Here is a 21597-nt window from a genome sequence, read left to right on the forward strand (position 1 = left end):
TGCGGCACGGCCGATCAGCGCACCGACCGGGCCGATCGTTCGTCGTCGTCGTCGATGCACACCTGACAAGTCGCAACGTGATGAGTCGCTGACAACCGACGACAACGAAAGACAACGAATAGCAATGAGTGTGGGTGTCGTGCGCGAAACGGCCTCCGGAGAGCGTCGTGTGGCGCTGGTCCCGAAGGTCGTCGCGTCGCTGGTGGGCAAGAAAGTCCCCGTGATCGTGGAAGAGGGGGCCGGTCTCGGGGCGCTGATCCCGGATTCGGAATACGTCGACGCGGGGGCGACGATCGGCGATCCGTATTCGGCCGATGTGGTGCTGCGGGTATCGCCGCCCTCCGATGCCGAGATCGGCAAGTTGCGCAGTGGTCAGAAACTGATCGGTTTCCTGGCTCCACGCAACGCCGACAACAAGATCGGTGCACTGCGCGACGCGGGAGTGGAGGCCTACGCCGTCGAGGCCATTCCGCGTATCTCGCGCGCACAGGTGATGGACGCGCTGAGCTCGCAGGCCAACGTCTCGGGCTACAAGTCGGTCATCGTCGCCGCAGATCTGTCGACGCGGTTCTTCCCGATGCTGACCACCGCCGCTGGCACGGTGAAGCCGGCGACCGCGCTGATCCTCGGAGTGGGTGTGGCCGGATTGCAGGCGCTGGCCACGGCCAAGCGTCTGGGCGCGCGAACCACCGGCTACGACGTGCGGCCCGAGGTCGCCGAGCAGGTGCGTTCGGTCGGTGCCCAGTGGCTCGATCTCGGTATCGACGCCGCCGGTGAGGGCGGATACGCCCGAGAGCTGACCGAGGACGAACGGGCCCAGCAGCAGCAGGCGCTCGAGGACGCGATCAAGGGTTTCGACGTGGTGATCACCACCGCGTTGGTGCCGGGTCGGCCGGCTCCGCGCCTGGTCACCGCCGCTGCGGTGGAGGGCATGAAGCCGGGCAGCGTGATCGTCGACCTGGCCGGGGAGACCGGCGGCAACTGCGAGCTCACCGAGCCGGGACAGACCGTCGTCAAACACGACGTCACCATCACCTCGCCGCTGAACCTGCCGGCCACCATGCCCGAGCACGCCAGCGAGCTCTACGCCAAGAACGTGTTCGCCCTGATCGATCTGATGCTCGATGAATCCGGGACGCTGGCACCGGATTTCGAGGACGAGGTCATTGCCGCCGCGTGCGTGACACGCGACAAGGAGGTGTCGGCCTGATGTACACCGAACTATTGGCCAACATCGCGATTCTCGTTCTGGCGGGATTCGTGGGTTTCGCCGTCATCTCGAAGGTCCCCAACACCCTGCACACCCCGCTGATGTCGGGAACCAACGCCATCCACGGCATCGTCGTGCTCGGTGCGCTGGTGGTGCTGGGATCGCTGCCCGCCGACGCCAACTGGGGCGTGCGCATCATCGCGTTCGTCGCGCTGGTGTTCGGAACGCTCAACGTGGTCGGCGGGTTCGCCGTCACCGACCGCATGCTGGGCATGTTCAAGGGTAAGAAGGAGACCACCAAGTGAGCACCACCGTCGTTGCTTCTACCTACGTTCCCTACATTCCGGCGGTTGCCAACTTCAGCGGTGACTCCGGGCAGGTCTCCGAGGCCCTCGGGTACGGCGTCACCGCCCTCTACATCGTCGCGTTCTCCCTGTTCATCTACGGTCTGATGGGCTTGACCGGCCCGAAGACTGCGGTGCGCGGCAACTGGATCGCCGCGGTCGGCATGGGAATCGCCATCGTCGCGACCCTCCTCGGTGTCTACAACAACGCCGGCGACGCCGGGGTGCCGGGAATCAACTGGATTCTGATCGTCGTCGGCCTCGCGGTCGGTGTGGCGCTGGGCATTCCGCCGGCGCTCAAGACCAAGATGACCGCGATGCCGCAGCTGGTGGCGCTGTTCAACGGCGTCGGCGGTGGCACCGTCGCGTTGATTGCATGGTCGGAGTACATCGAGTCCGATGGCTTCACCCAGCTGCACGAGACACCCGACGTGCACGTCATCGTCGGGTCGCTGTTCGCGGCGATCATCGGTTCGATCTCGTTCTGGGGCTCGCTGGTGGCGTTCGCGAAGCTGCAGGAGCTGCTGAACAAGAACTTCGAGAAGAAGCTGGTCAAGGCCGCCAAGGCCTTCCAGTTCGCCAACATCGTGCTGGCCATCGCGGCCATCGCGATCGCCGTCTTCATCGGTGTCTCGGCCGACTCGACGTCGGCCACGCCGTGGTACTGGATCGTGGCGCTGCTCGTGGTCGCCGGCGTGATGGGCCTGTTCGTGGTGTTCCCGATCGGCGGCGCCGACATGCCGGTGGTCATCTCGCTGCTCAACGCGATGACGGGTCTGTCGGCAGCGGCCGCGGGTCTCGCGCTCAACAACCAGGCGATGATCGTGGCCGGCATGATCGTCGGTGCCTCGGGTTCGATTCTCACCAACCTGATGGCCAAGGCGATGAACCGGTCGATTCCGGCCATCATCTTCGGCGCCTTCGGCGGCGGTGACGACGCCGGAGTCGGTGGCAGTGGAGCCGAGGGCGGCACGGTCAAGGCGACCTCGGCCGCCGACGCCGCGATCCAGATGGCCTACGCCAACCAGGTGATCGTGGTGCCGGGCTACGGTCTCGCGGTCGCGCAGGCCCAGCACACCGTCAAGGAGATGGCGACCCTGCTCGAGGCCAAGGGCGTCGAGGTCAAATACGCCATCCACCCGGTCGCCGGCCGTATGCCCGGACACATGAACGTGCTTCTGGCAGAAGCGGATGTGCCCTACGACGCGATGAAGGAGATGGACGACATCAACGGCGAGTTCGCTCGCACCGATGTCGCGATCGTGATCGGCGCCAACGACGTCACCAACCCGGCGGCGCGCAACGATCCGGGCTCGCCGATCCACGGCATGCCGATCCTCAACGTCGACCAGGCGCGATCGGTGATCGTGCTCAAGCGCGGCATGAGTTCCGGCTACGCCGGCATCGAGAACCCGCTGTTCTATCTCGATCACACCTCCATGCTGTTCGGCGACGCCAAGAAGTCCGTCGACTCGGTCATCGAGGAGCTCAAGGCTCTGTAAGGAGCCCTGACCGCCACACCCCGACGCCCCGCCTGCGGAGCGACCACCGTGAATCCTGTGCGACGCGGTGTTCGCCACCCGGGCGGGGCGCCGTCGTGTGTCGGGGCTGTCGTGTTCCGGTGTTGTCGAACCGAGACCGACGGTTATCGAGATGAGACCGGCTCTGGCTGGCAGCCGCACCCACCTCGCCCTACTGTTACTCCAGTGACTGGTGTGACCAGAGTGAAAAGAAGGTTTCGTCGAACCACGGGCGTCGTCCTCGCGGCGTCGGCGATCACCGGTGTCGTCGTCGGAACCCTGCCGTCGTCATCGGAGCATCACGTGACGACGGCAGCGGTCAGCGTCGACCCGGCCACCCTCTACAACGCCGCGCAGCAGAAGTTCTCCGCCGGCGACGTGCCGGCCGGTCTCGCCGATCTCCAGCAGGCGCTGACACTGTCGCCGGCCGACGGGCAATCCCTGGCGCTGCAAGCCATCTGGGCCGACCAGGTGTCGGACGCCGCAGCCGGCAAGGCAGCGGTGAATCGACTGTCGGTGATCAATCCGTTGCTGGCCAAGACCGCTCGGTCCATCATCGACGGCGTCACCGCGGCCGCGGCCATCGTGCCGAGCACCGAACCCACGACGGTGTCGGGGAATCCGGCCATCGTGATCCTCGGCTTCGGGCTGTCGCCACAGGGTAAGCCCGCCCCGGAATTGATCAAGCGTCTCGCGGCAGGCAAGGCCGAGGCGGCAGCGATGCCGACGGCCCCGATCGTCGTCACCGGCGGCAAGCCGCAGAACGGGGTCACCGAGGCCGCGGTGATGAAGAAGTGGCTGACCGACAACGGGATCGACGCCTCGCGCATCCTCACCGAGGACTCCTCGGTCTCCACCGTCGCCAACGCGCAGAACACCGCCAAACTCCTGGCCGCACGCGGCATTAGCGACGTGGTCCTGGCCACCTCGCCCAACCACATCCGTCGCGCCGCAGCCGATTTCGCGGCGACCGGGTTGCGCGTGGTGCAATCCATCACCACCGACACCGATCTCGCGAAGAACGCGACGCCGCTGCCCAAGGACAAGCAGACCGGAATCCGCGTCGAGGCAACCCGCACCGCGGGCATCCCGGCGAGCCGAAGCCCGCTGCTGCCCTCGGATCAACTACCCGACGTCGGCCCCGGTCTCATCGACGACATCGGCGGCAAGATCCTCAAGGAGCTACTGGAGTCGGGGTCGAGCGGCGGACAATAGAGCGGTCGGTTCGACCGATGAGTTCTCGCGTGCCGAGGGGTCTGTAGTGGTACCCACCCCGCCACCAGGGCGGGGATGACCACCCCGGAGGACATCATGAACACCATCGACTCGACCACCGCCGTCGGCACCACCGCCCCGGGCGCCGCCAACGGATCCCGACGACCGGCGCGCATCGTCGGGATCGTCATCACCGTCGTGGTGGCGGCGTTCCTGGTTTTCGACGTCGCGGGCAAGCTGGCCCGGCCCCAGGCCGTCGTGGACTCGATGGAGTCGCTGGGCTTTCCGCTCGGACAGGCAACCGTGATGGGAATCGTTCTCGCCGTGTGCCTGATCGTCTTCCTCATCCCGCGTACTGCCGTTCTCGGTGCCCTTGGGCTGACCGCGTACCTCGGGGGAGCGGTCACGGCGAACATGCGCATCGAATCGCCGGTGTTCAGCTTCACCTTGTTTGCGGTGTATCTCGGGGTGCTGCTGTGGATCGGTCTGGTGTTGCGCCGGCCCGAATTGCTCGTCGTTCTCGGACTCCGTCGACGGAATTGATACAAAGCATTCTTTTGTTTGTGCGCGAAAGTGATGCCAATGTCATATCACGCGCCCCAAATACGGTGACGTCGCACACAGTCGTCACCGTATTTCGGCTGTTCTCACCCCATTTCACACGTATCGGTCAACACGGACGTAACGCGCTATCGGTACTTTCGGACCCATGCCAAAAATCGGGGATCGATCGCACATACATTCAAGACCGGCCATACGAGAAGTGATTCGCTACGATCTGCCGGCATCGCTCGTCGTGTTCCTCGTGGCGTTGCCGCTGTCGATCGGAATCGCGATCGCCTCGGGTGCCCCGGTGATGGCCGGTCTCATCGCCGCAGTCATCGGCGGTGTGGTCGCCGGTGTGATAGGCGGTAGCCCCCTTCAGGTTTCGGGTCCGGCTGCCGGGTTGACGGTGGTCGTGGCCGAGCTCGTCGCCAACTTCGGGTGGAAGGTCACCTGCGCGATCACCGTGTGCGCCGGTGTGCTGCAGATCCTGTTCGGGCTCAGCCGAATCGCCGGGGCGGCACTGGCGATCGCACCGGTGGTCGTACACGCGATGCTCGCCGGTATCGGAATCACCATCGCGCTCCAGCAGATTCATGTTCTGCTCGGTGGGAGTTCGTCGAGTTCGGCGGTTGCCAACATCACCGGACTACCCGATCAATTGATCGAGTTGAATGTCGCGGAGGCGTCGGTGGGACTTCTCGTCATCGCCGCGTTGCTGGCCTGGCCGCGGCTGCCCGCGACCGTCCGCAAGGTCCCCGGTCCGCTCGGTGCCATCGTCCTCGCCACGGTGGTGGCGATGATCGCAGGCCTCGACGTCAAGCGAATCACACTGGACGGCAACTTCTTCGAGTCCATTGCGCTCCCCGAGCTCCCGCGCGGGAACTGGTCGGCGTTCATCCTCGGCGTGCTGACGGTGGCTCTGATCGCCAGCGTCGAGTCGCTGCTGTCGGCGGTTGCCGTGGACAAGATGCACGACGGCCCGCGCAGCAACTTCAACCGCGAACTGCTCGGGCAGGGCAGCGCGAACATGGTGTCGGGTGTGCTCGGCGGGCTGCCGGTCACCGGTGTCATCGTGCGCAGCTCCACCAACGTCGCGACCGGTGCGCGGACGCGGTGGTCGGCGATCCTGCACGGGGTCTGGGTGTTCGTCTTCGCGGTGTTCCTCACCGCGCTCGTCGAGCAGATCCCGACCGCCGCGTTGGCCGGGCTGCTGGTGGTCATCGGCATGCAGCTGGTCAAGCTCGCACACATGAAAACCGCTCTGCGGACCGGTGATCTGTGGGTTTACGGCGTCACCGTGACGGCCGTGGTGTTCCTCAATCTGCTCGAGGGTGTTGCGATCGGTCTGGCACTGGCCGTGGTTCTGGTGCTGTGGCGCGTCATCCGCCCCGACACCCACACCGAGGAGCAGCCCGACGGCCGCCACATCGTCCGAGTGCGTGGCTCGTTGAGCTTCCTGTCGCTGCCCCGGATGAACAGCCTGTTGCGCCGGATTCCGGAGGGTGCGCCTGTCACGATCGAGCTCGACACCGACTTCCTCGACCACGCCGCGTCGGAGATGCTCGAGGACTGGATTCGGGCCCGCCGCGCGGCCGGTGGTGAGGTGATCATCCTCGAACGTGGCCGTGCCCGAATCGAACACGCCTGGCAGGCTCCGCCGCGACGCCATACCGGCGGCATCGTCGGCCTGACCCCGTGGCGTAGCCGATCGACCGTCGCCGACGACGAGCAGGTCGCCGAGGTTCCGGCGCCGTTGCGCTCGATCATGGCCGGTGTCACCGAGTACCACCGCGATCATGCCGAGGTCCTGCGCGGGCACCTGTCCGACGTGGTGGACTATCAGGAGCCCGACGCGTTCTTCCTGACCTGTGCCGATTCCCGGATCATGCCCAACATCATCACCTCGAGCGGACCGGGTGACCTGTTCACCCTGCGCAACGTGGGCAACCTGGTGCCGACCGGTGATCACGCGGACTGCTCGATCGAGGCCGCCCTGGACTTCGCGATCAGCGAGGTCGGTGTCAGTTCGGTGGTGGTGTGCGGACATTCGTCCTGCGGCGCGATGCGCGCATTGCATCTGCAGGCCGATACCGCTCCGGCCGACACGTCGATGGCCCGCTGGCTGCGCCATGGGGTGCCCAGTGTGAGCGCGATGCGTCTGGGGCATCCGGCCGGACGTGCCGCTGCCGCCATGGGTTTCACCGAGATCGACCAGCTCGCCGTGGTCAACGTCGCCAAACAGGTCGAAACCCTGAGTCGGCACCACCTCGCCGGCCGCGCCGCCGCCGAATCCTCCCTGCGAATTATCGGTCTGTACTTCGACATCCGGACCGGCCGCGTCTACGAGGTGTCGCAGACCGGTCTGCACGCCGCCGGCGTGGGCCACCACGTCAGCCGGATGCTGGAGCGGGAGCCGGTCGTCGACCACTAGTGGTCCGAAACCAGCACCGTAGCAATCGGTCTCGAGGCTCGCCGCACGCGGCTCGCACCTCGACCATCGGGGGTGACGTAGTGATCTACTCGGGGAGGGGCTGTCCTGCCCGGTAGTCGGTCTTCAACCCGGTGGTCGAGGTGCGGAGGAGCTTTAGCGACGGAGCCTCGAGACCTCTTGTGCTGAAGAGTATTCGGTGTGCGTGGTGTCGGAACCTGCTCTCTGGCAATCAGTCTCGAGGCTCGCCGCACGCGGCTCGCACCTCGACCATCGGGGGACGTCACGCCTCACCCATCGATGGCGGGGCTCAGAACATCACCGAGCGGAAATGGGTGATGAGGCGGTCGCCGTCGATCAGGTGGAATGCGATGCCCGGTGGCTGGCCACGGTTGATGATCTCGGTACCTTCGAACGGGAGGTTCAGCGTGGAGGCGACGCCCGGGGCGATGGCCAGGGGCCGGTCGGCGAAGCGGGTGACGCACGCCGAATGTGCGTGACCGCAAACGAAGCCGACGATGTTCGGGTGGGTCGCCACGAGCTCGGCGAGGCGCTCCTCACCGGTTTGGCGGATGGTGTCCATGAAGGTCATGCCGATGGTGACGGGGGGATGGTGAAAGGCCACCAGGACGCGGGTATCGGCGCCGACGGCGTCGATCTGCGCGGACATCCACGCGAGGGTGTCGTCGTCGAGGTAGCCGTCGTTGCGACCGGGGATGGAACTGTCCACCGACAGCAACAACACGTCGTCGACGAGCAACGAAGAGTTGACCGGTGCCGTGCTGCGCTCATCGCCGAGTACCTCGCTGTAATTCTCACGCAGGTCGTGGTTGCCGACGGTGACCAGCGTCGGCAGCGGCGAATCCAGGACACGGTAAGCCTCGACATACTCGCGCGGTGTGCCCTCGTCGGCGATGTCGCCGGTGACCAGTAACGCGTCGATGCCGTCGGCGCGCGCGTTGAGGTAACTCAGGGTCGACTCGATCCGGGCACGGTTGAACCGTGTTCCGTTGAAATGGAGGTCGCTGATATGGGCAACGACGAACACTCACACTCCCTTGTCGACTGACCCCTGAGGCTAGCCGCATCAGATCACGCGAGCGCGCCGAGGGGCGAACGTGCGGCGCCGGGTGTGTCGGAGAGCACCCACGTCATTGACACTTGATGCACCCACTGTCAAGGTTGCCCGATGAGGCGACGTCGGCAAGCAGATAGAGACGACCACGCGCTCGCGGGCCGAACGGCCGTGGTCACCGGCGGCGGGTCGGGGATCGGCGCGGCTTTCACGCGGGCTCTCGCGAGTGCCGGTGTCCACGTGTGGTGCGCCGACATCGACGAGCAGGCTGCGACGAGAACAGCGCAATCGACCGGATCGGAACACGCCCGTGCCGTCGGTCTCGACGTCACCGACGCCGACGCCGACGCCGTACGGTCCGTCGTGGACTCGGTGGTCGCCGACCACGGACACATCGACCTGATGTTCAACAACGCGGGGATCGCACTGGGCGGCAACACCGAGGAACTCGCGGCCGAGCAGTGGGATGCGGTCATCGACGTCAACATCCGCGGCGTCGTGCACGGTGTCACCGCGGCGTATCCGCACATGATCCGGCAGGGATCGGGCCACATCGTCAACACCGCGTCGATGGCCGGGCTCACCGCGGCCGGTTTGCTCACCAGCTACGTGATGAGCAAACACGCGATCGTCGGATTGTCGTTGGCGTTGCGGACCGAGGCCGCCGCGCACGGGGTGGGGGTGCTCGTGGTCTGCCCGGCTGCGGTGGAAACCCCGATGCTCGACGCCGACGGCGTCGGTGGCTTCACCGGGCGGACGTATTACCTTTCGGGCCAAGGGATTCGGACGCCGTATCCGGCGGATCGCCTGGCGTCGGACACCCTTCGGGCGATCGAGCGCCATCAACCGTTGCTCGTGGTGCCCGCGCAGGCCCGGATGGCCTGGCGGTTCGCGCGGTTCTCGCCCGGGCTCATGCAGACCATGGCCACACGTTTCGTCGCCGGCCAGCGGGACCGTCAAGGCTTGTGACGTTCGACGCGGACTCAGTGCAGCGTACGGTCGAACAACTTCTGTAGCTCCGCGTAGTGGTACTCGGCCGCGTCGTGGTTGTACGGTGCGGTGTCGGCCATCGTGTAGCCGTGCGCCGCACCGGGATACACGCTCGCGTGATGAGTCACCCCGCTCGAGGTGAGGGCGTGCTCGAACTGGGCGATCGCCTCCGGGGGCATCGACTGATCATGGTCGGCGTGCACGGCGAGGACCTCCGCGCGCACGTCGCCCAGTGACAGATGCGGGCTGTCGGGAGCGTCGGTCACCACCCCGCCGGTGTGGAACATGCCCACGGCGGCAACATCATCGGGACGGGTGGCGGCGGCCAACAGCGCCAACCGTCCGCCCATGCAGTATCCGGTTACACCGATGGCACCGGGCCGCACCCCGGGTTGAGTATGCAGCGCATCGAGGTACGAGCCGAGATCACGCCGGGCAAGGTCGGTGGTGAGCGCCTGCATGCGGGGTCGCACCCCGGCGAAGAAGGCGGCTCGGCTGTCATCGTCGAGGAGCGGCCCGTCCGGCGAGGTCTCGGCAGCACTGCCGCTGCGGTAGAACACGTTGGGCGCCAACACCACATAGCCCCACGAAGCGATCCGATCGACCATCGTCTCGATCTGCGGACGCAGACCGATCGCGTCGATGAGAAACAGCACTCCGGGCCAGGTGGCGTCGGCGTCGGCCGACACCGGCCGCGCCATGTACGCCTCGGCGGGCCCGTCGGCCGCAGTGATGGTGAGCATCTCTCCGGTGGTCTCGGTCATCATCGTCCTTTCGATCGCAGTGGAGTGAGGGTGTGTCAGAGGTCGCCGGGGAGTTTGTCACGCCGGATTCCCCGCCAGCTCGGATGTCGGAGATGACCGGTGCTCGTCCAGTCCATGAACCGCACCTCGCCGACGATCTTCGGCAGTACCCACACCGCATTCGCCGCGACCGGCCGGTCCAGTTTGTCCAGGAACGGCGACCGCCGGATGGTCAGCGGCTCGAGTTCTTCTGCGAGAGCGCTGAGTTGGGCTTCGGTGAAGCCGGTACCGACGCGGCCCACGTAGCGCAGGCCGGTCTCCTCGGGCAGGCCGAGCAGCAGAGAGCCGATGGTGTGTGCGCGGTTCCCGCGGCCCGGACGCCAGCCGCCGATCACGACTTCGATGTCGCTCCAGTTCTTGTGCTTGAGCCACGAATTCGATCGTCGCCCCTGCTGATAGGTCGACGAACGACGTTTTGCGACAACGCCTTCCATCCCGTGTTCCCGGCTGTACTCGGCGGCCGCCGCGCCCGGCCCGGGTAGTAGCGGCGGTACCTCGACGTAGCGGGATCGGCGGAAGGCCGGGGCCAGTTCCTCGAGCAGCTCGCGACGCTGCGACCACGGTTTGCGGAGCAGCGACGTCCCGTTCAGGTAGAGCAGGTCGAACAGATACAGCTTGAGGGTGACGTCCTCGTCGGCGGATCTGCGTCCGGCGAGCAATGTGAAATTGGTGCGGCCGGTGGCATCGAGGGCGACAACCTCACCGTCGAGGACGACATCGATCAGTCCGAGTTCGTCGGTGATGCAGGCGAGTTCGGGAAAGTCGGCGGTCATGTCCAGGCCGGAGCGCGAGGTGAGCTTGAATTCGCCACCGATATAGCGGACCAGGAGACGATACCCGTCCCACTTGCCCTCGAAGGCCCAGTCCTTCGAGTCGAGTTTGTCGATGGATTCGTCGGTGGCCAGCATCGGCCGTGGATCGCGCAGGCTCTCCGGGAGGATCGGTCGTGGTTCGTCGCTCATCAGGTGGGCGAGCCAGTTCTTCTCGCCGGTCTTGATCAGCGCGTACCGGCCTTGGATGCGGTCACCGTGCAGCCGGACGATGATCTCGTCGGCGCGCCACTTCTCGGTCTCATAGGTGCCGCGATCCCAGATCTCCACATGTCCGCCGCCGTACTCGCCGGCCGGGATGTCGCCGGAGAAGTCGGCGTAGTCCATGGGATGGTCCTCGGTCTGCACGGCGAGACGGTTCTGGTCGGGATCGTCGGGCAGGTTCTTCGGCACGGCCCAACTCACCAGCACACCATCGTGTTCGAGCCGGAAGTCGTAGTGCAACCGACGGGCGTGGTGTTCCTGGATCACGAAGATCGGCCCACCCGGCTCCTGCCCACGTGATACCCGGGCCTCGTCCTTGCCGGATCGTGACTTCGTGAATTCGGTGTCCCTGAACCTTTTGTCACCGAAGGGTTCCGGGGTGACCGCGGCGTTGCGTTTGCGGCGGTACTCGCGCAGGTTGATCACCTGACCACTCTCGGAGGTGCCCGAATCGGGCTGTACCGCAATATCAACCGCATCGCCCGAGTCGCCCGAGTCGTCGGGTCCGGCCGGCGGCCCATCGTCGTCGAGTCCGTCGAGGAGATCCCCATACTCCTCGATCCGTTCGAGGACCTCGGTGTAGAGCAACTGCGTCAGGTCGGGATCGGCCATCTCGTCCCAGGTCCGGGGTGCGGCCACCCACGGCTGCTCGCGGCCCCGCAGGGAATACGGCGCGAGTGTGGTCTTGGACGCGCTGTTCTGGCTCCAATCGATGAATACTTTGTGGGGCCGTTCGGATTTCGCCATGGTCGCGGTGACCAGATCGGGCTGCTGCTGGGCCAGTGAGGTGGCGATCTGCTTGGCGACCGTTCGCGCCGAATCCGCCGACACCGGGGTCGGGAACCTCGCATACACGTGAATTCCCTTGCCACCACTGGTGACCGGGTACGAATCCAGTCCGGCGGCGTCGAGCATGTCGTGGATGTCGCGGGCGATGTCACCGCACTGCGCGAGAGTGACCCCGGGCCCGGGATCGAGGTCGAGGACGAGACGATTGGCCCTGGGACCCTCGGCGGCGAAGTCGGCGAGGGCATCGTCTCGGGGCAGTCGCCATTGCGGCGTGTGCAACTCGAGTGCCGCCATCTGCGCCAGCCACACCAGTGTTGCGGGCGAATCGGCGACGACGTACTCGATGATCCGGCTGCTGTGTTCGACTCCGCGCCGGGTCACCCAGTCGGGGATGCCCTCGGGGACCGACTTCTCGAAGAACGGGGTGGAGTCGACGCCGTTGGGCCAGCGTTTGCGGGTGACGAGACGATCGGCGAGATGCGGGAGCATCACCTCGGCGATCCGCGCGTAATAGTCGATGACGTCGAACTTGCGGGTGCCGGTCGACGGATAGAGCACCTTGGCCAGGTTGGTCACCGAGATGGTGTGCCCATCCACCTCGAGTGTCTGCCCGGACGCCATGGTTCAAGCCTGCCACGTCCGAGATGGGCGTGGGACCCGCAGAGACCGGGTGAGGATGGCACAATGGCGACCATGCGCTCGATCTGGAAGGGCGATCTGAGCTTTGGTCTGGTCAACGTGCCGGTCAAGGTCTATTCGGCCACGGAAAGCCACGACCGGAAGTCCTATCAGGTCGACTCCTCCGATGGCACCCGCATCCGCTATCGACGGGTCCGTGAGGGTACCGACACCGAGGTTGAGTTCTCCGACATCGCCAACGCCTACGAATCCTCGGCGGGCGACACGGTGATCCTCACCAAGGACGATCTCGCGTCCCTGCCCGTGCAGAAGAGTCCGGAGATCTCGATTCTGGAATTCGTGCCGGTCGACCAGGTCGATCCGATCTACTTCGACAAGCCCTACTATCTCGAACCGTCGTCGAAGTCACCGAAGGCCTATGTGCTGCTCGCGCGGGCGCTGCAGGAAACCGACCGGCTCGCCATCGCGTCGTTCACCCTGCGCAACCGGACCCGGATGGCGGCACTGCGGGTCATCGAGCCCGGCGTGATGACGCTGCAGACGCTGTTGTGGCCCGACGAGGTCCGCAAGCCCGACTTCGGTTTCCTCGACGACGACGTCGAGATCCGGGACCAGGAACTGACGATGGCGTCGTCGCTGATCGATTCGATGGCGCAGGACTACGACCCGAGCGAGTTCTCCGATACCTATCAGGAAGAACTGGCCAAACTGATCGACGCGAAATCCGATGGCTCCGAGGCATTCCCGGAAGCCGAGGAGAACTCCACCGAGGATGAGGACTCCGAGGTCGCTGATCTGCTCGCCGCGCTGCGGGCATCGGTGAAGGACCGCGGGCCGGCCGAGGAGGCCGACGACGTCGGCGCATCGAAGGCGCCGGCGAAGAGGGCCGCCAAGAAGGCTCCGGCGAAGAAAACGGCCGCAAAGAAGGCGCCGGCCAAGAAGGCCGCAGCGAAGAAGGCTCCGGCGAAGAAGACGGCGTCGTCGGGATCCGACGACGAGTCGAAGACCGCGGCGAAGAAGACCTCACGCCGCGCGAGCTGAGTCGCGCGCGGCGAAAATCGGTGGCCGCCGACGCCCGGTGTCGGGCAAGCTCGTGAGGTGAGTTCGTCGACGTCCACCCTGCCGCGCGCGCTGCGCCCCTTCGGCGGTGGGCAGTACCGGTTGCTCGCTGCGGGCCTGATGTTCGCCCTGTTCTCCGACGGCGTGTGGACGATCACGCTGGTGTGGCAGGTTATCGGTCTCGGCGGGGGACCGGGCCAGGTGTCGCTGGCGACCGGCCTGGCCGCGGTCGGCATGGTGATCTCGACGCTGGCCGGCGGCGTGCTAGCCGACCGGGTGTCGCAGCGTTCCATCATCATCGGGCTCGAGATCGTCAAGATGGCGGTCTTCGCGGTCGTGGCGTTCTGCGCGATCGGCGGGGTCCTGACGATGCCCATCGTGGCCGTGGCGGCCGTCTTCGGCGGGATCACCACGGGCATGTACTACCCCGCATACTCGGCGTTGTTGCCGGGCATCGTCGCCGCCGATGAACTCCAGGCCGCCAACGGCATCGAGGGCATCGTCCGGCCGGTGCTGTTCCAGGCGGCCGGCCCGATGATCGCCGGAGCGGTGATCGCCGCGGCCGCGCCCGCCCAGGCGGCGCTCGTCGCCGCGGTGGCCAGTGTCGGCTCGGCACTGTGCTATCTGCGGATGCGTCCGGTGCCGTTGCGTCGTGACCCGAAGACCTTGCGCGGTCCCGCGATTGCCTCGATCGTCAGCGATCTGGCGGAGGGATTCGCCTACATGTGGCGCACCCCGTGGTTGTGGTCGACGCTGTTCTTCGCGACCATCCTCGTGCTGGCGACGATGGGGCCGATCGAGGTACTCATCCCGTTCGCGTTGCAGGAGCGGGTGCACGGCGGCGCCGGTGATCATTCGCTGGTGCTTGCAGCCTTCGGCGCCGGCGCTGCGATCAGCTCGCTGGTGTTCGCCTCGATCCCGATGCCGCGGCGATACCTCACGTTGATGTTCGGACTGTGGGGCTGGTCGTCGATCCCGTTGGTGCTCATGGGTGTTGCCGGGCACACGTGGGTGTTCATCATCGCCGGATTCATCATGGGGGTGCTGTTCGACGGGCCGATGGTGTTGTGGGGCACGCTGTTACAGCGCCGCGTCCCGCCTGCGCTGCTGGGCCGGGTGGCCAGCCTGGATTTCTTCGTCTCGGTGGTGCTGATGCCGGTGTCGATGGCGTTGGCGGCCCCCGTCAGCCACGCGATCGGACTCACCGCGACGTTCGTGGTGTGCGGACTGGCGCCGGTCCCCTTCGCGGCGGTCTTCTACGTCGCGGCCCGACTGTGGCGTGACGAGATCGATCACCCGCTCGATCTGTCCACTCCCGGGCCGGCCGTCGCGGTGATGCACGACGAGATGTCGGCGTCGGCATATGTCGACGCCGACCACGTCAGGGCGTCCGATCAGGACTGATCCGCCGCGCCGAGGAACTCCGCGGCGGCCTCGACGATCGACTCCGTCAGTGCCGAGAGCAGGGGCGAGGCGAGCTTCCAGTAATGCCAGTAGAGCGGGACGTCGACGCGCCGGTCGGTGAAGGTGACCAGGCGTCCCGAGTCGAGCGCGTCGGCGATCTGCACCCGCGGCACCGCTCCCCAGCCCATCCCGTATTCGACCGCTCGGTGGTACTCGGTGGAGGCCGGGATGTAGACCGCCGGCGGATCGGCCGGTGACGGACTGAGCATGCGCAGTACCTCGCGCTGCAGATTGTCGCTGCGGTCGTACTGCACCATCGGCGCCCGGGCCAACGCGGCCTCGGTCGGACCGTCCGGCATCCATCGGGCCAGGTAGTCCGGGGTGGCGACCGGGATGTAGCGCATGACGCCGAGCGTCTGCATCCGGCAGCCGCGGATGCGGTCCGGGACCGAGCTGATCGCCCCCAGCACCTCACCGGTCCGCAGATGGTCGGCGTTGCGGCTCTCGTCGTCGCGGATCACCTCGACGGCGGCCAGATGGCCGTGATGAAAGCGGGCCAGCGCGGGCAGCAGCCAGGTGGCCAGCGAGTCGGCGTTGGCCGCGATCGGTAGGTGCACGAGGGGTTGGTCGGCGTCGTGAGCGCCGTCGGAGGGCGCGCCCGCCAGCTCCAGCCGCGCCTCGGTGGCCAGCAGTTCCCACTGTTCGGCCAGACGGAGCAACACCTCCCCGTCACGCGTCGCCCGCACCGGTTTGGTGCGCTGGACCAGCACCCGACCGACGGAGTGCTCCATGGCCTTGATGCGCTGGCTGATCGCCGACGGCGTGACGTGCAACTGTGCCGCCGCGGCCTCGAAAGTGCCGGCACGCAACACGGTCGCCAGCGTCTGCAGGCCGTCCTGACTGACATCCATATTAAGTCACTCTAATGATTCATGAGAAGCATTCGCTGGTCTTCGGATTTTGACGCTCCTAGCGTTGTCGTTATGAACGCATTCCTGCTGCCGGCGCTGGCCGGCCTGCTGACCGGCGCCGGGCTGATCATCGCGATCGGACCGCAGAACATCTTCGTTCTGCAGCAGGGTGTGCGACGCGTCCATGTGGCCCCGGTGGTGGCGGTCTGCGCGATCTCCGACGTCGTGCTCATCACCGCGGGCGTGGCCGGCCTCGGTGCGCTCGTGAACGCCCACCCGAGCGTGGTGACCGCGGCCAAGTACCTCGGCGGGGCGTATGTGATCGTGCTCGGGCTGATGGCCGCCCGTCGCTGTCTGCGCAGTCGGGAGGCGATCGTCGACAACGCCGGCGAGGTCACCACGGCGAGCCGCTGGGTGGCGATCGGCACCGCGCTGGCCCTCACCTGGCTCAATCCGCACGTCTATCTCGACACCGTGCTCACCATGGGCGCCATCGCCAACAGCCACGGAAACGGCAAGTGGGCCTTCGCGATCGGCGCCTGCTGCGCGAGCCTGATCTGGTTCTCACTGCTGGGCGGCGGTGGTCGCCGCATGGCGCCGATCTTCGCCAAACCCGTCGCATGGCGCATCCTCGACGCCGTCGTCGCCGTGGTCATGATCGGGATGGGCGCTGCGCTGGTGGGGTCGGCGTAGGGCGTCGACACCGGTGCGTTTGTGTGTCGACCTCGGCGATGTGTGTCCTGCAGGACGCACAAACCCGAAGTCGGCACACATTCGCAGCGCCTCGCGGGCTCAGACCAGGCCGTGCCGATACGCGTAGGCCACCAGCGCCGCACGGTCGCGGCATGCGGTCTTGGCGAGCAGGTGGTTGACGTGGGTCTTGACGGTGCTCACGCCGACGACGAGGTGGGAGGCTATCTGTTGGTTCGACATCGCCTGCGCGATCAGGCCGAGCACCTCCACCTCGCGTTCGGTGAGACCGTCGGGCGCCTCGGTCGGTGCTGCCGGCGCAGCCGACCGCTCGTGGGACAAGACCGCGCGCAACGCCTTCTCGTCGAGCATCGACCGACCGCCGGCCGCGGCGAGCACCGCCGCCTCGATGGCCTCGGGATCGGCGTCCTTGTTGAGGAATCCGACGGCCCCGGCGTCGAGTGCCTCGACGATCGTGGTGTCGTCGTCGTAGGTCGTCAATGCCACTGCGGCAGTGCGTGATCCGTCGGCGCGCAGCCGTCGTATTCCCTCGATGCCGCCGATGCCGGGCATGCGGAGATCGGTGAGCAGTACGTCGGGGTCGGTCCCGGCGACGAGGTCGAGGGCGGATTCGGCCGAGGCCGCTACCCCGAGGACCGCGATGGTGTCGAACAGCGAGAGCATCGACCGCAGGCCCTCGCGCACCACGGTCTGATCGTCGGCGATCACCACCGTCACCGTCACGTCGTCACCGCCATGATGAGCTCGAATCCTTCCTCGCACGGGCCGTGGGTCAGCCTACCGCCGGCCGCCGCGACCCGTTCGGCGAGACCGGCCAAACCGTATCCGCCGCTGTCGTGTTCGCGATCGGTGAACCCGTCGGGATCGCCGACGGAGAGCATCCGGAGGCCCTCGACCCCGAACTCGATGCGCACCGGTGCACCCGCGGCGTGGCGTAACGAGTTGGTCAGCCCCTCCATCACCACCGATCGGGCGACGGCGGTCCACTCGGCGTCGAGATCGTCGGGCGAACCCGCGACCGTCACCTGCAATCCGGTTGCGGAACCGAGACGTTGGAGCGTCGGCTCCAGCCAGGCGCTCAACGGTGCGGCGCTCGCAGCGGGTCCGTCGCGCAACGATCGGACCGCTTCTCGTGCCTCACCGAGGCCGTCCTTCGCCAAGTTCGTTGCGGTGTCCAGCTTCTCGGCGAGATCGGCGGAGACGCCCTCGCGTCGGGCGATGAGCGCGGCGCCCTGCAGGGTGATGATCAACCCGGACAAGGTGTGGGCGAGTACGTCGTGGAGTTGGGCGGCGAGCACCCGACGGTTCTCCGCCTCGACGGCACGCGCGCGCTCGGAATCGATGATCTCCTGTTGTGCCGCAGCGACTTCGGTGACCTCACGCCGGTAGCGCCGAAGATGCACCCACCCGAACACCACCACGGCGACCATCAGATTGATCGCCAGCGTCCACCCGGATTGATGCAGTTGTGACCAATGGACCGTCAGCGCGAGCATCGGGACGGCGGCCAGGGCGGCGGTCATGGGGAGGGCAACGGGCGCGAGCGCGGACGCGGCCACGCCGAGTTGGGGAACCCACACGGTCGCGCCGCCGGCGAAGGCGACGCCGACGACCGAGGCGGCCCCGATGACGATCGCCGAGTCACCGAGTGAGGTGGCGGCGAGAAAGCGCGGCGCGGTCATGGGTTGCATGCCCCCACGCACCAGGCAGACCACGAGAACCGCGGTGGCGATCCAGCCCGGCGCCACGCGCCACGGTGGCACCGACGTCGTGTCGAGCACCGCCGAGGCGATCACCAGCGCGCAGACCGCATACCGCACCGCGAGGACGTCGGGGCTCGCCCGCCCGGGGTTGAGAACACGCGCAATGCTGGGCACGACTCACCGTATCGAGGGTGTGCCCGCTCGCGGAGTCGCACGCGCAGAGATCAACCCGGCATCCACCCCGGGGTGGACGACCTCGCCGCGAGAGTTGGCGAGAGTGGAGGCATGACCACAAACACAGCTCTGCCGATCGCGGTCGGCGTCATCGTCCTCGGCTACATCTTCTACCGCCAACTCACCGAGCGGCCCATCAAAGACAACCCGCTGAAACTCCCGGCGATCCTGCTGGTGATCGGCGTCGTCAGCTCCGTGAACTACCTCCAACACGCACCGCGGGTGACGGTCGGGGAGGTCGTCTCGACACTGCTCGGGTTCGTGGTGGCCGCGCTCATCGCCGTGCCGCGCGCTCACACGATGCACATCTACCGCAACGCCGCCGGGGTGATGGTGCGGCGGGGCAATGCGGTCACCATCGCGCTGTGGTTCGTCGCCATCGGCGCCCACCTCGCCATCGCGGTGTTCGGCCCCACGGTCTTCGGCGAGCCACGGGGCAGCCTCGGCGGGCTCGAGAGCGCGACGATCCTGGTGTTCCTCGGCATCAGCCTCGGGGTGCAGGGGCTCGTGGCGCGCAAGCGCGTGCTCGCCCACGGCCGGACCGCACACAGCCTCGCCGGGTGAGCGGTGCGTATCTTCGACTGCGATGCCCGACGACGGACGTCGCACGGGCTGCCGACACGAGGAGGTCGCGATGACCACGCCGGGGTGGGGACGCATCCGCCAGAACGACATCTACACCGCGGGCATTCACGACCGGCGCCCCGCGGTGCCCACCGACTTCGCCGAACTCGAGCGTCGTGCCCGTAAGGCGATGTCGCAGCGGGCGTGGGCCTACATCGCCGGCGGTGCGGGGGAGGGCCGGACGATGGCGGCCAACCGGGCCGCCCTGGATCGGTGGGCGATCGTGCCGCGAGTGCTGCGCGACGTGTCGCAGCGCAGCCTCGAGACGGAATTGTTCGGCGCCCGGCTGCCCGCGCCGATCCTGTTCGCGCCGGTGGGGGCGGGCGGGCTGGCCATGCGTGACGCCGACGTCCACATCGGGCACGCGGCTGCCGAACTCGGTGTGCCCTACATCTTCTCCAATCAGGGCAGTGCGCCGATGGAACGGGTGGCCGCCGAGATGGATCGTGTGAAATCCGTTGCGCCACGCTGGTTTCAGCTGTACTGGTCCACCGACGACGATCTCGTCGACTCGCTGTTGCGCCGCGCCGAGAACGCCGGCGCCCAGGCCGTCGCCGTCACCCTCGACACCACGATGCTCGGATGGCGGCCCCAGGACCTGAACCTCGGTTCGCTGCCCTTCGCCAAGGGTGAGGGCATCGCCCAGTACACCTCCGACCCACGGTTCACCGAGATCGTCGCCGGCCTCGCCGCGGGTGCGTCCGGCGAGAGACCCGAGATCTCCCTCGGCGCCCTCAAGACCCTGTTCTCGATAGCCCGCAACACGCCGGGAACGTTGCTGCGCAACCTGATCCGACCCGAACCGCGCGTGGGTGTGCAGACCTTCCTCGACATCTACTCGCGTCCGTCGCTGAGCTGGACCGAGATCGCCTCCCTGCGTGAGCGGACGTCGCTGCCGATCGTCCTCAAGGGAGTGCTGCATCCCGACGACGCCCGCGCTGCCGTCGACGCGGGGGTGGACGGCATCATCGTGTCCAATCACGGTGGCCGCCAGATCGACGGTGAGATCAGCTCACTGGACGCGCTCACCGACATCGCACCGGTCGTCGACGGGCGGTGCAAGGTCCTCGTCGACTCCGGGATCTACACCGGTGCAGACGTGTTCAAGGCGCTGGCACTCGGCGCCGACGCGGTGTGCATCGGTCGCCCGCACATGTACGGGCTGGCGATCGCCGGCGCCGACGGCGCCCGGGACGTGGTGGCCAACATCATCGCCGAGCTGGATCTCACGCTCGGACTGGCCGGCGTCAGCTCGGTGGACGAAGTGGGCACCGACGCGCTGCGGCGGATCTGACACCCGCCCGCGACCTCAGACCAGCGGGCGCTTGGTCCGCATTCGCCACTTCACGTCGGCGAGCAGCAGGTTGAACGGGAAGGCGCGCAAGGGCTTCGGCAGGCGTTGGATGATCGCGCGGGCAATCGCGTTGTGCACGTCGAAGAATCGCTGCTGCCACGGCTTCATCTCGATGCCCATGGCGGCGCGGAAGCCCTCGGGCAAGAAGCCGAGGGTGAAGATCTCCGAATGCCACCCGAACAGCCGGGAGACGATCGGGTGGGCGAACTCCATGCGAGCGATCGACATGAGGTGCTCGCGGATGACCGGATCGATCTCGAGCCGATCGATCATGCCGTTCCAGTAGTCGTCGAAGTCGGCGCGGGTCGCCGGCCACATCTCTCGTGGCATCTGCAAGGTGGTGCCCATGACGGCACCGGCCTGGTAAGCCTCCTCGGTGATCGCGTCGGGGTCGCCGAAGATGCGCTGCACGTCCTCCCAGCCCTTGTAGAGGCAGGCCGCAACCCACAGTTGCAGCTCGGGATCGAAGGCGTTGTACTTCACCGGGCTCTCGGGTGTGGAGCGCACCTTGGCGTGCGAGCGTCCGACCGCGCGGCGATAGGCCTTGCGCACCTTGGGATCGCCGCTGGCCGCGACCGCGAGGTAGGCGAGCGTGGTGCGGGTGCGCTTGACCGGATGCTTGAACAGGTTGCCCGAATCCACCTGGCTCTCGTAGACGCCGTAGCCGACGGCCGGCAGCGCCAGCTGCATGATCACGTTGGCCGGACCGGCCAGCGTCGCGATGCCCAGCATCTCCATGTTCGCCGCGGGCAGGGCGTCGAGCTCGGCACGCGACATCCGCGCCGCGCGCGGCAGGAATTCGGTATCCGGGGCGGGAGCGGCGAGGTTGGCCTCGAGGGCGCTGTCGTGCGCCAGTGGTGAATCGCCGAGTGCCGCTGAATTACCGAGTGGCCCTGAATTGCCGAGTGCTGCGGCGTCTTGTGTGGTCATGTCCCGACCTCCGATCGGACCGGATGTGCGCGAAACCCCTCGAGTCGCGCAATCTGGTAACGGATGTTTCCTGA

Annotated in this window: 19 protein-coding genes; 12 read left to right on the plus strand and 7 right to left on the minus strand. The window is 67.0% G+C overall.

From position 1 onward, the window contains the following. The first annotated feature begins 124 nt into the window (after positions 1-124). The 6 genes from J6U32_RS05130 to J6U32_RS05155 all read left to right on the plus strand — a co-directional run bounded on the left by J6U32_RS05130 (position 125) and on the right by J6U32_RS05155 (position 7266). Positions 125-1210 carry an NAD(P) transhydrogenase subunit alpha gene (locus J6U32_RS05130; protein WP_208793839.1) on the plus strand — a complete coding sequence of 362 codons (1086 nt, stop codon included), beginning with the start codon at positions 125-127 and terminating at the stop codon, positions 1208-1210. Beyond that, complete coding sequence (locus J6U32_RS05135; RefSeq protein ID WP_006369335.1) at positions 1210-1515, plus strand: NAD(P) transhydrogenase subunit alpha; 306 nt, start codon at positions 1210-1212, stop codon at positions 1513-1515. Before J6U32_RS05130 ends, J6U32_RS05135 begins: the two co-directional genes overlap by 1 nt. Before the next feature lie 35 nt (positions 1516-1550). Then, positions 1551-3056, plus strand: coding sequence for an NAD(P)(+) transhydrogenase (Re/Si-specific) subunit beta (locus J6U32_RS05140; protein WP_208795957.1), 1506 nt, complete (start codon positions 1551-1553; stop codon positions 3054-3056). Between the two features lie 213 nt (positions 3057-3269). After that, a complete protein-coding gene (locus J6U32_RS05145) occupies positions 3270-4289 on the plus strand; it encodes a YdcF family protein (RefSeq protein WP_208793840.1) in 1020 nt (339 codons plus the stop codon). Between the two features lie 96 nt (positions 4290-4385). Next, on the plus strand, positions 4386-4832 hold the full coding sequence (locus J6U32_RS05150; protein WP_425324142.1) for a DoxX family protein: 447 nt from the start codon (positions 4386-4388) through the stop codon (positions 4830-4832). Positions 4833-4998: 166 nt separating this feature from the next. After that, entirely contained in the window at positions 4999-7266 is a 2268-nt protein-coding gene (locus J6U32_RS05155) for a solute carrier family 23 protein (protein ID WP_244332615.1), read from the plus strand. A gap of 307 nt (positions 7267-7573) precedes the next feature. Here J6U32_RS05155 and J6U32_RS05160 read toward each other — a convergent pair whose 3' ends face one another. Beyond that, complete coding sequence (locus J6U32_RS05160) at positions 7574-8311, minus strand: metallophosphoesterase (protein WP_208793843.1); 738 nt, start codon at positions 8309-8311, stop codon at positions 7574-7576. A gap of 141 nt (positions 8312-8452) precedes the next feature. Here J6U32_RS05160 and J6U32_RS05165 point away from each other — a divergent pair, with 141 nt between their 5' ends. After that, positions 8453-9307 carry an SDR family NAD(P)-dependent oxidoreductase gene (locus J6U32_RS05165; protein WP_208793844.1) on the plus strand — a complete coding sequence of 285 codons (855 nt, stop codon included), beginning with the start codon at positions 8453-8455 and terminating at the stop codon, positions 9305-9307. A 14-nt stretch (positions 9308-9321) separates the two neighbouring features. Here J6U32_RS05165 and J6U32_RS05170 read toward each other — a convergent pair whose 3' ends face one another. Further along, positions 9322-10092 (minus strand): dienelactone hydrolase family protein, encoded by a 771-nt coding sequence (locus J6U32_RS05170; RefSeq protein ID WP_208793845.1) that lies wholly within the window; start codon positions 10090-10092, stop codon positions 9322-9324. Positions 10093-10127: 35 nt separating this feature from the next. Further along, positions 10128-12575, minus strand: a complete 2448-nt coding sequence (locus tag J6U32_RS05175) for an ATP-dependent DNA ligase (RefSeq protein WP_208793846.1) — start codon at positions 12573-12575, stop codon at positions 10128-10130. Positions 12576-12638: 63 nt separating this feature from the next. On the opposite strand from J6U32_RS05175, the gene J6U32_RS05180 reads away from it, so the two are divergent. After that, positions 12639-13634: a Ku protein gene (locus tag J6U32_RS05180; protein WP_208793847.1), complete on the plus strand. Its 996-nt coding sequence runs from the start codon at positions 12639-12641 to the stop codon at positions 13632-13634. A gap of 57 nt (positions 13635-13691) precedes the next feature. Then, positions 13692-15056 carry an MFS transporter gene (locus J6U32_RS05185; RefSeq protein ID WP_208793848.1) on the plus strand — a complete coding sequence of 455 codons (1365 nt, stop codon included), beginning with the start codon at positions 13692-13694 and terminating at the stop codon, positions 15054-15056. Here the strand turns inward: J6U32_RS05185 and J6U32_RS05190 are convergent. Beyond that, positions 15047-15967 (minus strand): LysR family transcriptional regulator ArgP, encoded by a 921-nt coding sequence (locus J6U32_RS05190; protein WP_208793849.1) that lies wholly within the window; start codon positions 15965-15967, stop codon positions 15047-15049. The genes J6U32_RS05185 and J6U32_RS05190 overlap by 10 nt on opposite strands. A gap of 72 nt (positions 15968-16039) precedes the next feature. On the opposite strand from J6U32_RS05190, the gene J6U32_RS05195 reads away from it, so the two are divergent. Continuing rightward, positions 16040-16660: a LysE/ArgO family amino acid transporter gene (locus J6U32_RS05195; protein WP_208793850.1), complete on the plus strand. Its 621-nt coding sequence runs from the start codon at positions 16040-16042 to the stop codon at positions 16658-16660. Between the two features lie 99 nt (positions 16661-16759). Here J6U32_RS05195 and J6U32_RS05200 read toward each other — a convergent pair whose 3' ends face one another. After that, entirely contained in the window at positions 16760-17401 is a 642-nt protein-coding gene (locus J6U32_RS05200) for a response regulator (protein ID WP_208793851.1), read from the minus strand. Then, positions 17398-18555, minus strand: coding sequence for a sensor histidine kinase (locus J6U32_RS05205; RefSeq protein ID WP_208793852.1), 1158 nt, complete (start codon positions 18553-18555; stop codon positions 17398-17400). The genes J6U32_RS05200 and J6U32_RS05205 overlap by 4 nt, the downstream gene beginning before the upstream one ends. 111 nt (positions 18556-18666) lie before the next feature. Here J6U32_RS05205 and J6U32_RS05210 point away from each other — a divergent pair, with 111 nt between their 5' ends. Next, positions 18667-19179, plus strand: a complete 513-nt coding sequence (locus J6U32_RS05210; protein ID WP_208793853.1) for a hypothetical protein — start codon at positions 18667-18669, stop codon at positions 19177-19179. Positions 19180-19249: 70 nt separating this feature from the next. Continuing rightward, entirely contained in the window at positions 19250-20533 is a 1284-nt protein-coding gene (locus J6U32_RS05215; RefSeq protein WP_208793854.1) for an alpha-hydroxy-acid oxidizing protein, read from the plus strand. 15 nt (positions 20534-20548) lie between these two features. Here J6U32_RS05215 and J6U32_RS05220 read toward each other — a convergent pair whose 3' ends face one another. Further along, the gene (locus J6U32_RS05220; RefSeq protein WP_208793855.1) at positions 20549-21523 is read right to left on the minus strand and encodes an oxygenase MpaB family protein; all 975 of its coding nucleotides are present in this window, start codon (positions 21521-21523) and stop codon (positions 20549-20551) included. Between the last annotated feature and the right edge of the window lie 74 nt (positions 21524-21597).

Origin of the sequence: Gordonia polyisoprenivorans, assembly GCF_017654315.1 — a bacterium.
GTDB classification, from domain to species: Bacteria; Actinomycetota; Actinomycetes; order Mycobacteriales; family Mycobacteriaceae; genus Gordonia; species Gordonia polyisoprenivorans_A.